The sequence below is a fragment of the Halorussus halobius genome, assembly GCF_004765805.1.
GTDB lineage: Archaea > Halobacteriota > Halobacteria > Halobacteriales > Haladaptataceae > Halorussus > Halorussus halobius.
This window is the reverse complement of sequence record NZ_ML219773.1, coordinates 1,254,780-1,267,699: the sequence shown is the minus strand read 5'-3', so window position 1 is coordinate 1,267,699 and position 12,920 is coordinate 1,254,780. Positions and strand designations below refer to the sequence as shown.

The window sequence follows — 12,920 nt, the reverse complement described above, 5'->3', positions numbered from 1 at the left end:
CCGACGACGGTTGCGTGGCGACGAGGTCCGAGCGAACAACGGGCTTAATCCCTTCGAGGACCAACCTGACACCGATGAGCGAGCAGTCGGCCGCGAGTTCTGCGGCCTTCGCGCGACTCGGCGAGCAGGTCCGCGCGGCGCTCTCCGAGCGAGGGTTCGCGACGCCCACCGAGCCACAGCGCCGAGCCATCCCGCCGCTGGTCCGGGGCGAGGACGCCCTGGTCGTCGCGCCGACCGGGACCGGCAAGACCGAGACCGCGATGCTGCCCGTCCTCGACGCCATCGCACGGAATCAGGCCGAAGACGGTCCCCGGTTCGGCATCTCGGCGCTGTACGTCACGCCGCTGCGCGCGCTCAACCGCGACATGCGCCAGCGATTGGAGTGGTGGGGCGAGCAACTCGACCTCCGGGTGGACGTGCGCCACGGCGACACCACCGACTACCAGCGCCAGAAGCAGGCCGACGACCCGCCGGACGTGCTGGTCACGACGCCCGAGACGCTGCAGGCGATGCTCACCGGCTCCAAGCTCCGGACGGCGCTCGAAGACGTCCATCACGTCGTCGTCGACGAGGTCCACGAACTCGCCAGCGCCAAGCGGGGCGCACAACTGACCGTCGGGCTGGAGCGCCTCCGGGAGTTGGCCGACGGGTTCCAGCGCATCGGCCTGTCGGCGACCGTGGGCGACCCCGAGGAGGTCGGCCGATTCCTCGTCGGCGACCCGGCCGAGCGCGACGACCCCGCAATCGTGGAGGTCGACGTGGGGAGCAAAGTCGAGTTCGCGGTCCGCGAACCCGAGATTACCGACGCGGACGAGCGACTCGCCGGGAAACTGGCGACCGACGAGTCGGTCGCGAGCCACGTCCGCGCGATTCTGGACGTGGTCGAGGCCCACGACTCGACGCTGATATTCGTCAACACGCGCCAGACCGCCGAGGCGCTGGGCTCGCGGTTCAAGGAACTCGACGCCGACGTCGGCGTTCACCACGGCTCGCTGTCGAAGGAGGCCCGCATCGACGTCGAGGACCGATTCAAGGCCGGGGAGCTGGACGCCTTGCTGTGTACCTCCTCGATGGAGCTGGGCATCGACGTGGGCCGCATCGACCACGTGGTCCAGTACTCGAGCCCCCGGGAGGTCGCGCGCCTGCTCCAGCGCGTGGGGCGGGCGGGCCACCGGAGCGAGCAGGTCTCGCACGGCACCGTCGTCACCAAACACCCCGACGACACGCTCGAAGCGCTGGCAATCGCCCGGCAGGCGAAGGCCGGCGAGGTCGAGGCCGCCGAGATACACGACGGGAGCCTCGACACCGTGGCCAACCAGATAGTCGGGCTGGTGATGGACTTCGACGAGCTGTCGGCGATGCGGGCCTACGAAATCGTCACGCGGGCCTACCCGTTCCGGGACCTCGCCGAATCGGCGTTCAAGGCGGTCTGCCGGGAACTCAAGAGCAACCGGTTGGTGTGGCTCGACGAGGACGCCGACCGGTTGGAGAAGTCGAGCAAGACGTGGCAGTACTTCTACGCCAACCTCTCGATGATTCCCGACGAGCAGAAATACACCGTCGAGGACATCGCCAGCGGGTCGCAGGTCGGCACGCTGGACGAGCGGTTCGTGGTCAACTTCGCCGAACCGGGCGAAATCTTCGTCCAGCGCGGCGAGATGTGGCGCATCACGGAGGTCGACGACGACGAGGAGACGGTCAAGGTCTCGCCGATAGAGGACCCCGGCGGCGAGATTCCCTCGTGGGTCGGCGAGGAGATTCCGGTGCCCTACGACGTCGCACAGGAGGTCGGCGAGATGCGCGCGGTGGCCGGCCCGCAGTTCGAGCGCGGCGCGCCCCGCGAGGCCGTGGCGCGGGAGTTCACGAACCGCTACCCGACCGACGAGTACACCGCGAGCGAGGCGCTCGACCAGCTCGACAGACACGCGGAAACCGACGCGCCGGTCCCGACCGCCGACCGAATCGTGGTCGAACACGCCGCCCGGACGGTGGTGGTCAACGCCGCGTTCGGCCACAAGGTCAACGAGACGCTCGGTCGCGTCCTCTCGTCGCTGGTGGGCCAGCGCACCGGCTCGTCGGTCGGGTTGGAGGTCGACCCCTACCGCATCGAACTCGACGTGCCGGCGAAGGTGTCGGGCCGAGAGGTCGCCGAGGTCCTCCACGAGACCGACCCCGACCACGTCGCGGCCATCATCGAGCTGAGCCTCAAGCACTCGGACTCGCTCAAGTTCAAGCTCTCGCAGGTCGCCGCCAAGTTCGGCGCGCTCCGGCGCTGGGAGGGCAACGCGGGCGGCCCCCGAATCGACCGACTCATGGCCGCGCTGGAGGACACGCCGATGTACGACGAGGCGGTGCGGGAAGTGTTCCACGACGACTTAGCGGTCGAGCGGGCCAGCGAGGTACTCGCCCGAATCCAGTCGGGCGACATCGAGGTCGTGACCACCGGCGGCCACACCCCGGTCGGCACGGGCGGTACCTCGTCCGGGCAGGAACTGCTCGCGCCCGAGAACGCCGACGCCAGCGTCATCCAGACCGTCCGCGAGCGGATTCGGGACGACGAGGTCATCCTGTTGTGTCTCCACTGCGAGGACTGGAAGCGGAAGAAGCCGGTCCGGCGCGTCCGCGACCAGCCCAGTTGTCCCGAGTGCGGGTCGACCCGCGTCGCGGCGCTCAATCCGTGGGCCGACGAGGTGGTCGACGCGGTCCGGGCCGACGAGAAGGACGACGAGCAGGAGAAGATGACCCAGCGCGCCTACAAGGCCGGCAACCTCGTCCAGAGCCACGGCAAGCAGGCGGTAATCGCACTCGCGGCCCGGGGCGTCGGCCCGCAGAACGCGGCCCGCATCATCGCCAAACTCCGCGAGGACGAGGACGACTTCTACCGGGACATCCTCGCCCAGGAGCGCCAGTACGCCCGCACGCAGTCGTTCTGGGACTGAGCCGGAGCGCTACCGACTCGTCCGCGCCACGTCCTCGCTCTCGTCGCCGACCTCGTGGACGACGACCACCTCGCCCGGCAGGGCGTTCTCGAACTCGACCGTCGCCTCGTACGGCACCTCGCCGATGCACTGGACGCCCCACAGGTCGTCCTCGCTCGCCCGGACCTCGACCCGCAACTCGTCGGCCTCCCGGTCGTAGCTCGCGTCGGCGAGTTCGAGGTCGTAACCGGGTTCGGGCGTCCGGACGGCACCCTCGACCCGGACCTGCTCGCCGTCGAACTCGACCGACGCGCTGTGGTCGGTCCCGCACTCGGCCTCGCCCACCGAGAGGTCGCGCTCGGCGACGCTCGGCGCGGGACAGCCCATCAGCGTCGAGAACGCGGCCGTCTCGACCTGCCCGTCTGGCGCGACCCGGACGTGAGTGGTCGAGCGGTTGCAGTCGAACCGCGCGGGTCGGACCCGGAACGTCGTGGGTCGGTCGTCCCCGAGTCCCACGGCGACCCGGTAGTCGCCGGGCTCGTTCAGTTCGACCGCGAGGTAGGCGTCGGCGTCGAACTCGACCGTCCTGTCGAGGCGTTCGCGCGCGTCCCGGTTCACCCGGACGCGGAGGTCCCGGTCCTCGTCGGCGTCGTTCCAGACCCACACCGAGCAGGGTCGGTTGCTCTCCGGAAAAGTCACGGCCTCGCGGCTGCCGACCGAGAGGGTCCGGAACGGCTCGGCGTCCGACGAGTCGACGCCGTGGAACTCCTCGCCGTCGTCGCGGGTCGTCGACGAGTCGTCGGTAGTCGTCCCGGCGGTTTCGGTCGTCTCGCCGCCCTCGCGGGTCGCCTCGCCGGTTTCTCTGGGCGTCTCGGCGGTTTCGCGGGTCGTCCGGGCGGTCGCAGATGGCGAGTCGAGGGTCGCGTCGCCGAGACAGCCGCCGAGACACGCGAGCCCGGCGAGCGGGCCGCCGCGATGGAGGAACTCCCGTCGGTCCATGCACGTTCCGTGGACGGCCGCGGCCAAGGACCTTCCGGAGGCTCAAACGCTGATTTCACCCTTCGGAGCCGTAGAGGCGTCGACTCGGGACCGTGGGCCGGTACTCGCGATTCGACGCTCAGGTCTCGGTGGTGGTCCACCACTCGACCAAGTTCGCGGTGCGCTCGCGCTCGCGTTCGTTCTGCATCTGGTTTCGGGGCGACCCGCGTTCCTTGTCGTCGAGCGCGTTCGACTCGGCGATCTCGGCCGCGGTCCGGAACGCGGCGCGCGCGCCGTACTCCTCGCCTGTGCCCGAGAACAGTCCCTCGGTGGTGAACAGCCGGACGGTACACTGGACCAGCGGCGTCCCCCGGTGGCGCTCCTTGTGCTTGTGGAAGATGACGTTGGCTTCGAGGACGTCCATCTTCTCGTACTTGCCGTCGATCTCGTCGACCCGGTCGGCGATGTCCTCGCGGGACAGGTCGTCGAGCAGGTCCACGCCGATGACCTGCACGTCCGCGACCTCGCCGCCGTCGGTCCACGTCAGCGCGCGGAGCAGGTCGGTGGTCGTCACGATGCCCGACGCCGACTCGAACTCGTCGGGGACGACGACCAGCGACGAGTAGCCGTGCTCGTTCATCTCGGTCAGCGCCTCGTCGAGTCCGGCGTCCGGGGTGATGGTCGCACACGGCGAGTTCATCACGTCGCGGGCCGGGACGTCGAGCAGTTTGGCCTGCGACCCCGAGCGCTCGCCCCACCCGCCGTGGGTCCGGCCCTGGCTCTTGGAGACGCCGCCGCCGAACGAGTCCTGAGCGTCGCTGGAGTTGCCGCCCTGCTGTTGGTTCAGCTTCCGGGTCGTGAACGACACGAGGTCGTAGAGGCTTATCATCCCGACGGCGTCGGTGCCGTCGAGGACCGGTACGCGGGTGAACTTGTGAGTCCGAATCAGGTTGATGACCTCCCCGATGGCGGCGTCGGGGTCGACCGACACCACGTCCTGAGTGTAGACGTCGGCCACGTCGAGCGCGCCGAGGTTGTCGTGGACCAGCTCGAGCAGGTCGTCGGCGGTCACGACGCCCACGAACCGGTCGTCCGCGAACGCGGGCAGCAGCTTGAACTCGTTTTCGACCATGAGTCGCGCGGTCTCGCGCACGTCCTCGTCGCGGTCGACCTTCGGCGGTTGGCGCACCACCGACTGGGCCTTCTGTTCGGGGTCGTGGTGCGAACTCACCAGCTCCTTGCGGGTGACGAGCCCGTCGAACTTCCCCTCGCCCCGGACGACGATGCCGTCGAGGGTCCGGTCCCCGTCGAAGATGCCCCGAAGCTTCCCGACTCGCGTCCCCGGGTTCACGTCGACGTACTCGGTCGTGACTGCCTCGGTGATATCCATTGAATCCCCACCTGCGAACCGGTAGGCCGGCGCGACGCTTCAACCTTGTTCCCGTTTCGGGAGCGGTGGTGAGTGACGCGGCTGTGACCGCACTCATCCCCTCGAACGTCCTCTCGACACGCGCTGACTCCTGTTTCACGTGGCGCGCGCTGGCGCGAGTTCATCTCGCGCCGACGTGCGCGAGGGAGGGGCGCGTTCATGCGCCCCGAGGCTGGGGCGGGGTGAGGCCCGCCGTCACGGTGCGGGACGGGGCAGTGCGGTGCGGGTGCGGGGCTGTACGGTTGGCCTTGGTGGACTGAACGGGCGAGACGCGGTCACGCGAGCGAAGCGAGTGTGACCTCGGAAATCACAGCCCGCGCAGCGAAGCGAGCAGGACCGTCTTCCCAGCGCAACTACGTCCGTCGGATATCCCACAGAGCGACCGTCTCGTGAGCGAAGCGAACGAGACCTCGGAAGTCGCATGCCCGCGCAGCGAAGCGAGCAGGAACGTCTTCCGGTGGCGAGAGCGCCGAGGGCTTTCGAGGAGCTGATTATCGTTTCAGTCGCAAAGAGCGCCGAGGGCTTTCGAGGACACGTTTGTCGTCCTGTTGTCGAGAGGATGAGTGCGGTCACAGCCCCGTATCTGAACGCCCCGTCCGAAACCACCCAAACCCTTTCTCGGTGGCACGCGATGACGAGGGCATGACCGGCGCGTCAGACCCAGCGTCACCCGACCAGCCCCGTCCCGACGTCCGCGTGGACCACGTCGGCATCGCGGTCGAATCGGTCGCCGACGCCGAACCCCTGCTCGAACTGCTGGGGGCCGAGAAGCTGGTCCACGAGACCGACCCCACCGGCGCGTTTCGGTGGGCGTACTACCTGCTGGGCGACGCCTCGCGGGTCGAACTCATCGAACCAGTCCGCGACGAGCGACCGGAGGAGTCGCCGGGCAGCGGGGACGCACCGGACGAATCGTTCCTGACCGAGTTCCTCGCGGAGAACGGGCCGGGCGTCCACCACGTCACGCTCGAAGTCGGGGACATGGACGCCACAATCGACCTGCTCGACGACGAGGGCGTTCGCGTCGTCGACCGCACAGACTACGAGGGCTGGTCGGAGGCGTTCGTCTCGCCCCGGAACCCGACCGGCGTGCTCTTCCAGTTGATGGAGTACCACGAGCCCTTCGCGGCGGGCCGGCCCGACCCCGAGCGACTGTACCTCCACGGCGAGCGACTCGGCGCGGACGAGACGTGAGGACAGTCCTCGGCCTATTACTCCGCGTCGCGAAGGTAGACGTTGCCCCGGACCATCACCGCGCCCGCGGTCGAGGCCTGGGACCGCGCGGCCGACCTGTCGGGCGAGGGCGTCGTGGCGCGCCGGAGCGCGCGCCACTTGATGGCCGCGAACCCGCAGGCGATGACCGCGAACCCCGCGACCGTGGTCGCCGTGACGGTCTCGCCCAGCACGAGCCACTCGCTCAGCGCGGCGAACATCGGCACCGCGTAGCTCACCAACGTTGCCTCGTTCGGCCCGAACCGGTCGAGCAGCCGGAAGTACGCCACGAACCCGCCGACGCTGGCGACCACCGAGAGATACGCCAGCGCCCCGACGAGCGCGGGCGTCGCGACGACGCGCCCGAACGACTCGCCGGGCAGGCCGACCACCAGCAGGTCGAGCACGACCGCTCCGACCAGCATCGTCCACGCCTGGGCGGCCACGACCGACAGTCCCGACTCGTAGCGCCGGGTGAGCACCGACCCGAGCGCGAAGCTCGCGGCCGACAGGACGAGCAGGCCGACCCCGACGGCAGTGGCTCCGCCGGACGGGTCGGGCCGGGCGACGATGCCCACGCCGACGAGTCCGAGGACGACGCCGACGGCCTGGCGGGCGTCCGGGCGCTCGTCGGGCAACAGCCCGAGCGCGAACAGCGGCGTCAGGACGGGCGTCAGGCTCATCACCACCGAGGCCACGCCGCCCGAGACGTACCGCTGGCCGGCGAACAGCAGCGCGAAGTGGACGCCGATGACCAGCAGCCCGCCCACGCCGACCAGCGTCCACTCGTCGCGGGTGCGCGGCAGGAGCCGGTTGCCGCGCCGGACGGCGAGGACGCCGGCGACGGCGAGCAACACCAGTCCGGCCACGTCGTACCGGAGCGCGGCGAACGTGACTGGCGGAGCGGTCGCCAGCCCGACTTCGATGGCGAGATAGGCGGTACCCCAGACTGCGGCGAGGCCGACGAACAGGCCGATATCGGCGTGAGAGCGGAGGTTCGGATTCCACATCGTGATTCGGAGGATACACCGTAGGCACCACCTACCCTTGAGGCTTGCCGGAATCACGTTACCGCGTCACGCGATAGCGCGGGTCCGGTGGACCCGGCGTCCGCCTGGGTCGTCGCCGCTCAGTAGACGCAGACGCGCCCGTCGCTGTCGACCCGAACGCGGTGGGTTCCGTACTCGAAGACGACGCGCCCGTCGACGGCGGTCGTCAGCGCGCCGTCCGGCCGGAAGAGAGCGTCGAGCGCGTCCGGGTCGACCGCGTCGTAGATGGGGGACAGCTCGGTTTCGGGGACGTCCAGCGCGATACTCAACGCCGTGACGACGGCGCGGGTCGTCGTCTCGTCGTCCGCGCGCTCGTATTCGACTGCCGGCTGGTTCGGTGCTTTTGTACCGTCGTCGGTCGGTCGTCTCTCGTTCAGGTTCATCGTATCACCGGGTCCGTCGTGGGGTGTTGGGCCACGCGGTCCAAAGGCCCCGTGTGGTAGCACTGCGTGATTTATATGGAGGGTCGAGTCTCGCCCCGGCGCGAACCGGTCACTCATCGTGGACGAGCGTGTTCGAGAGGAGGTTCCGGTGACCCCGCCGGAGCCGGGCCGAGAGCGCGTTGCTGGAGATGCCGAGTCGGTCGGCGAGTTCGGTCAGCGTGGTCTGGCGTGGCACGTCGAAGTAGCCGGCCTCGTAGGCCGCCTTTAGCGCCTCCTGCTGTTCGTTCGTGACTTCGTACTCGCCCGCTTCCTCCGGATTGTCCGCGGTGTAGACGCGTTCGAGTTGGAACGAGAACTCGTGAGCCACGCAGTAGCCGTGGAACGCCGAGAGGGCGTCTCGGTCGGGAAAGAGCACCTTGAGGCTCCACTCGTCGCCGTCGTCGGTCACCGCTTCCAGGATGGTCGCCTTCGTGTCCGAGACCGCCGACAGCAGGTTGGGGTCGCCCGACTCCCACGTGACCCGGTAGAAGCGCTCGTCGTCGCTCTGCTCTTCGAGCGTGAGCATGTCCTCGATAGTCGGGTCGTCCCTGAGCGCCTGCTCGAAGGCTTCGAAGTCCCCGCCGGTCGCCCAGAAGTACGGCGTCACGCGCGCGCTCCCGGCGACGACGCGCTTGATTTCGATACGCATCCCCGGTGCCGTGGTCAGCGTGTCGGTCAGTACGAACTCGCTCGCCGGAACCGTTATCTCCGCGAGAACGCTCATCGTCCACCACCGCAGACGAGCCACACCGACAAACGACCACCGGGCGTTCGCGCGCCGACGCGCCCGTCGGAAGTCGTTTCGAGGCGGCGTCAGCCGTCCCCGAGCTGGAATCCGTCGACGTCGAGTCCGGCGCGCCGCCCGTCCAGCACCGCGAACCGCTCGCCGCGACGGCGTTCGAGCCACCGGAGCAGGCGCGCGGCCCACCGGAGTTTCCTCGCCTTGAGGGGGCCGACGTCGGGGTCGTCGAGGTCCCAGCCGACGAACCGGAGTTCGGCCGCGCCACAGCAGTCCGCGAGGAACGCCGCCCTGTCGCCGTCGGTGAACCCGCCGGGGTTGCGGACGTGCGCGACCGGCCGGGCCTGCGTGGTCGCCAGCACGTGGTCGGCGTCGAGTCGCGGGACCCACTCGCGGACCGCCGAGAGGTTGTCGCCGTGGGCGTGGACCGCGACCGGCGTCCCCTCGCGGGTCAGCGCTCGGGCGGTCTCCGGCGCACCGTCGAGGTCGGTGACCATGCAGTCGACCGCGAGGCCCGCGTCACGGAGCGCGCGCGCCGCCGTCGAGGCCGCGAACACCGCGTCGGCCCCGCGAGCGCGAGCGAGGTGGTCCTCGCGGTCCGGGTGGTCGGGGTCGACCAGCGAGGGCCCCGCCCCGGCGATGGCGACCGTCCGGTCGGTCGCGTCGAGACGGGGCCACTCGAACGGGGCGGTCAGGTCGGCGAGCTCGTCGCGGGCGCGCTCGTCGCCCCCGGCGTCGAACCCGAAGTCGGCCAGAATCTCGCGATACACGGGACTCCACGTTTCGTAGTTCATGGCAGAACCGTTCGAGCCGGAAGGTCACCTTGCAAGTACCCCTACCCGCGAGGTGCCCTTCCAGCTTCCCAACCGACGTTTCTGGCTCCCCCGGCATAAGTTTTCTCTTAGCGTTTGGATTCGCCGGCCCGTTCGAGGGCGGTTCGGAGCCGGTCGGCCGACCCGCCGACCGCGTTCCGGAGCCGGGCCAGTCCGGCCGGCGTCCCCGCGAGCAGGACGCCCGACGCGCCCGCCGCGACCGCGACTCCCGCTTCCGGGGCGGCCGCGCCGAGGACCTCGCGCTCGTCGCTCGTCAGCCCGGAGAACTCGAACACGTCGAGCGCGGCCTCGTCGGCCAGCGAGCCGGCGTCTCGGTCGTCGACCCCGAGCCGGTCGAGGTGGCGGGCCGCCTCGGCGGCCGTGGTCACGTCGAGCTCCTCGACCCGGAGCTCGGTCTCGCCGTCGCCGCCTATCGCCGCGAAAGCGCGCTCGCGGGCGAAGGTCGCGCCGACGGTCGCGGCGTCGGCCGTCTCGGCCACGTCGTGGGTCCTGACGACGTGCGCGCCGCGCTCGACCGCCATCGCGGTCGCGGCCAGCGAGACGGGCAGGGCCTCCTCGGTCGACCGGCCGGCGAGCTCCCGCAGGAAGTTCTTCCGGTTGATGGAGACGAGGATGGGCTGGCCAAGCCCCCGGAACTCCCGGAGCCGGCGGAAGGTCTCGCGGTCGTCCGCCAGGGTCTTGTCCTCGGACCAGCCGCCGAACGCCGGGTCCACGATGGTCTTGTCGGTCAGGCCGCCCCGTTCGAGGGCGTCGTAGATGTCGTCGGGCCGCTCAACCGCGCCGGGGCGTTCGAGGTCGGGCGGACTCGCCATCTTGACCACGGCGGCGTCGTGGGCCCCACAGACCTCGGGCATCTCGGGGTCGGCGAAGCCACAGACGTCGTTCACCATGTCGAACCCCCGCGAGAGCGCCTCGTCGGCCACCTCGGCGTACCGCGTCTCGATGGAGAACACCGCGTCGCCGGACACGCTCTCGATGGCCTCGACGGCGGTGTCGAGCCGGTCGAGTTCCTGGTCGGCCGACAGCACCTCGAAGCGCTTGTTCGCGGATTCGAGCCCCACGTCCACGATGTCTGCGCCCTCCGCGATGAGCTCCGAGTCGACGTACGCGGCGGCCTCGCCCGGGTCGTCGTAGACGCTGGGGTCGTAGGGCGACTCCTCGCTGACGTTGAGCACGCCCATGATTCGGGGCGGGTGGTCGTCGCCGATGCCCAGCCCCGACGCGGTGACGTTCTGCATGTCGGGTAGGCGGGCGAGGAGCGACAAAAGGGGTTTGTTTCCGGAAACGGCGGCTGCGGTCGGAGTGCGGTGGCTCTGCGTCCCGCCCCCGGCACACGGTGACGCCGCTCTCGAAAGCACGCACAGTGATTTGACTGTCGACTTCGGCGCGCGCTGCGCGGCGCTCTCGTGCGCCGCGCCATCTCGTGCGAGGGCTGAGCATCGCAGCGGAGCGAGAAGCGCAAGCGGTTGGGGAGGACGAGGCCGTCGCTGTTGCGGTGCTGTGTGGTGGGCGGTCGCGGTGTGGTTTCGGAGCGGTGCTGTGCGGTTGCGGTGCGGGGCGGTCGCGATGTGGTTTCGGAGCGGTGCTGTGCGGTTGCGGAGCGGGGCGGTTGCGGGTACTCATTTGTCGAGGCAGTAGCTAGCTTCCCGACAGTTGTCGTCACATCGAACGCGCTAGCTTCAGCCTCGACCTATGAGTGACCGCACGGCAACCGCGACCGCACAGCAACCGCGACCGCACCGCGACGGCGGGCCTCACGCCTCCCCAGCCTCGGCGAGCGCCTGAACGCGCTCGCCTCCCTCGCGCGTTTTGGCGGACCACGAGGGTCCACCAGCACGCGCCGGGCGGAAAATCACGTCTGGAGCGGGAAGGACGAAATCACGGCCGGAGCGGGAAAGCGGAACTCACGCATCGAGCGAGAACGCGAGAACACCGACATCGAACACGGCGGACCACGCGTAGAACGCGCTCTTTTTCACCACCGAACACCAACATCCCGAGCAAATGGGCAAAGTCAGCATCGGACTCAGAGGCTGGCGATTCGAGGAGAGCGACGTGTTTACCGAGAACGGCGAGTTCAAGCCGACCGACGAGATGCCGGACGACGCCCGCAAGCGACTCGTGCGGTTGCAGGCGCTGGTGACCGCGCCCTGTGACGCGTGCTGGCTGATTCACGGCGACGCCGGCCTCGACGAGTGCAACGTCGCCGACGTGGTGTACGGCGAGCCCCTGGCCGAGGTCGTCCTCTGTGCGGACCACGAACCCGACTTCCTGTACTGGTTCGCCGAGGCGGGCGGCGACCGATTCAAGGGCCAACAGGAGCTACAGGACGAGTTCCACGAGTGGTTCGCCGACGGCGGGCGCGCCCCCGAGGGATACGCCGGCGTCGAACACGTCGAGACCGACCCCGAGGACGTGCCCGAGCCGCCCGAACCCGACCCCGAGGCGCTCAACGTCGACCAGCCCGGCGAGGAGCAACGGCGCATCGACCTCCGGCAGGAACTCGACGAGCCCGAGGACCTCGACCTCGACGCCGACTATCCCTCATGAGTCCGCCCGCAGTCGCCGTGGTCGAACCCCAGACCCCGGGCAACGTCGGCACCATCGCGCGAGCGATGAAGAACTTCGGCATGCACGACCTCAAGCTGGTCGACCCGCCGGAACTCGACCGGGACGGCGAGGCCTACGGCTACGCCGGGCAGGCCCGCGAGGACGTGCTCCCGAACCACGACGAGGTCACCTTCGACCACCTCGTGGACAACTACCACACCGTGGGGCTGACCGCCACGACCAACGAGGACGCTCGCAAGCACCGCCGATTTCCCTTCACGACACCCGACGAGTTGGCCGACTCGCTCCGGACGGTCGAGGCCGACACCTGTCTGGTGTTCGGCCGCGAGGACAACGGCCTGACCAACGAGGAGATCGCCCGCGTGGACGAGGTATGCTCGATTCCCGCCAGCGCCGACTACCCGTCGCTGAATCTGGGGCAGGCCGCCACGGTCACGCTGTACGAACTCCGCGAGCTGGGCGTCGAGGAGACCCAACTTCCCGACGTCGAACGCGAGCGAGCCGACGAGGCCGAAATCGAGGGGTTTTACGACCACTTCGCCGACTTCCTCGCGGCCATCGACCATCCCGAGGAGAAGCGCGACAAGACCCTCCGGCTCGTCCGGCGACTGTTCGGGCGCGCCCATCCCACGGGCCGGGAGGTCCGGACCCTGCGCGGGGTCCTCCGGCGGGCCATCTACCACGCCGACGACGAGACCGACCGGTAGCGTCCGAGCCGGGACGGTTCGGTCTCCAGTGGCTATTTACGTACTGACCGGTTAGTCAGGTT

General features: G+C 69.6%; 11 protein-coding genes. 4 read left to right on the top strand and 7 right to left on the bottom strand.

All coding sequences use genetic code 11. The features are described 5' to 3' along the window. The first annotated feature begins 74 nt into the window (after positions 1-74). Positions 75-2,939, top strand: a complete 2,865-nt coding sequence (locus tag EPL03_RS06425; protein WP_135828490.1) for a DEAD/DEAH box helicase — start codon at positions 75-77, stop codon at positions 2,937-2,939. A gap of 9 nt (positions 2,940-2,948) precedes the next feature. Here the strand turns inward: EPL03_RS06425 and EPL03_RS06420 are convergent, their stop codons facing one another. Together EPL03_RS06420 and EPL03_RS06415 are read right to left on the bottom strand one after the other, a co-directional pair. Beyond that, positions 2,949-3,917 carry a hypothetical protein gene (locus EPL03_RS06420; RefSeq protein ID WP_135828489.1) on the bottom strand — a complete coding sequence of 323 codons (969 nt, stop codon included), beginning with the start codon at positions 3,915-3,917 and terminating at the stop codon, positions 2,949-2,951. Between the two features lie 118 nt (positions 3,918-4,035). Then, positions 4,036-5,286, bottom strand: coding sequence for a CBS domain-containing protein (locus EPL03_RS06415; RefSeq protein ID WP_135828488.1), 1,251 nt, complete (start codon positions 5,284-5,286; stop codon positions 4,036-4,038). Positions 5,287-5,967: 681 nt separating this feature from the next. Between EPL03_RS06415 and EPL03_RS06410 the strand changes: the two genes are divergently transcribed. Then, the gene (locus tag EPL03_RS06410; protein WP_135828487.1) at positions 5,968-6,519 is read left to right on the top strand and encodes a VOC family protein; all 552 of its coding nucleotides are present in this window, start codon (positions 5,968-5,970) and stop codon (positions 6,517-6,519) included. A 17-nt stretch (positions 6,520-6,536) separates the two neighbouring features. Here the strand turns inward: EPL03_RS06410 and EPL03_RS06405 are convergent, their stop codons facing one another. The 5 genes from EPL03_RS06405 to folP all read right to left on the bottom strand — a co-directional run bounded on the left by EPL03_RS06405 (position 6,537) and on the right by folP (position 10,818). Then, positions 6,537-7,547 (bottom strand): DMT family transporter, encoded by a 1,011-nt coding sequence (locus EPL03_RS06405; protein WP_135828486.1) that lies wholly within the window; start codon positions 7,545-7,547, stop codon positions 6,537-6,539. A gap of 119 nt (positions 7,548-7,666) precedes the next feature. Then, positions 7,667-7,969: a HalOD1 output domain-containing protein gene (locus EPL03_RS06400; RefSeq protein ID WP_135828485.1), complete on the bottom strand. Its 303-nt coding sequence runs from the start codon at positions 7,967-7,969 to the stop codon at positions 7,667-7,669. A gap of 109 nt (positions 7,970-8,078) precedes the next feature. Beyond that, positions 8,079-8,732 (bottom strand): helix-turn-helix domain-containing protein, encoded by a 654-nt coding sequence (locus EPL03_RS06395; protein WP_135828484.1) that lies wholly within the window; start codon positions 8,730-8,732, stop codon positions 8,079-8,081. Between the two features lie 89 nt (positions 8,733-8,821). Continuing rightward, entirely contained in the window at positions 8,822-9,541 is a 720-nt protein-coding gene (locus tag EPL03_RS06390; protein ID WP_135828483.1) for a 6-hydroxymethylpterin diphosphokinase MptE-like protein, read from the bottom strand. Between the two features lie 107 nt (positions 9,542-9,648). Then, positions 9,649-10,818: a dihydropteroate synthase gene (folP, locus tag EPL03_RS06385; protein WP_135828482.1), complete on the bottom strand. Its 1,170-nt coding sequence runs from the start codon at positions 10,816-10,818 to the stop codon at positions 9,649-9,651. A 766-nt stretch (positions 10,819-11,584) separates the two neighbouring features. Here folP and EPL03_RS06380 point away from each other — a divergent pair. Next, complete coding sequence (locus tag EPL03_RS06380) at positions 11,585-12,130, top strand: hypothetical protein (protein ID WP_135828481.1); 546 nt, start codon at positions 11,585-11,587, stop codon at positions 12,128-12,130. Further along, positions 12,127-12,858, top strand: a complete 732-nt coding sequence (locus tag EPL03_RS06375; RefSeq protein ID WP_135828480.1) for an RNA methyltransferase — start codon at positions 12,127-12,129, stop codon at positions 12,856-12,858. Before EPL03_RS06380 ends, EPL03_RS06375 begins: the two co-directional genes overlap by 4 nt. Positions 12,859-12,920: the final 62 nt, after the last annotated feature.

Excerpts from the sequence above, each read along its gene's own strand:
- EPL03_RS06425 (WP_135828490.1), top strand. The coding sequence starts at position 75 with ATGAGCGAGCAGTCGGCCGCGAGTTCTGCGGCCTTCGCGCGACTCGGC.
- EPL03_RS06420 (WP_135828489.1), bottom strand. The coding sequence starts at position 3,917 with ATGGACCGACGGGAGTTCCTCCATCGCGGCGGCCCGCTCGCCGGGCTC.
- EPL03_RS06415 (WP_135828488.1), bottom strand. The coding sequence starts at position 5,286 with ATGGATATCACCGAGGCAGTCACGACCGAGTACGTCGACGTGAACCCG.
- EPL03_RS06410 (WP_135828487.1), top strand. The coding sequence starts at position 5,968 with ATGACCGGCGCGTCAGACCCAGCGTCACCCGACCAGCCCCGTCCCGAC.
- EPL03_RS06405 (WP_135828486.1), bottom strand. The coding sequence starts at position 7,547 with ATGTGGAATCCGAACCTCCGCTCTCACGCCGATATCGGCCTGTTCGTC.
- EPL03_RS06400 (WP_135828485.1), bottom strand. The coding sequence starts at position 7,969 with ATGAACCTGAACGAGAGACGACCGACCGACGACGGTACAAAAGCACCG.
- EPL03_RS06395 (WP_135828484.1), bottom strand. The coding sequence starts at position 8,732 with ATGAGCGTTCTCGCGGAGATAACGGTTCCGGCGAGCGAGTTCGTACTG.
- EPL03_RS06390 (WP_135828483.1), bottom strand. The coding sequence starts at position 9,541 with ATGAACTACGAAACGTGGAGTCCCGTGTATCGCGAGATTCTGGCCGAC.
- folP (WP_135828482.1), bottom strand. The coding sequence starts at position 10,818 with ATGCAGAACGTCACCGCGTCGGGGCTGGGCATCGGCGACGACCACCCG.
- EPL03_RS06380 (WP_135828481.1), top strand. The coding sequence starts at position 11,585 with ATGGGCAAAGTCAGCATCGGACTCAGAGGCTGGCGATTCGAGGAGAGC.
- EPL03_RS06375 (WP_135828480.1), top strand. The coding sequence starts at position 12,127 with ATGAGTCCGCCCGCAGTCGCCGTGGTCGAACCCCAGACCCCGGGCAAC.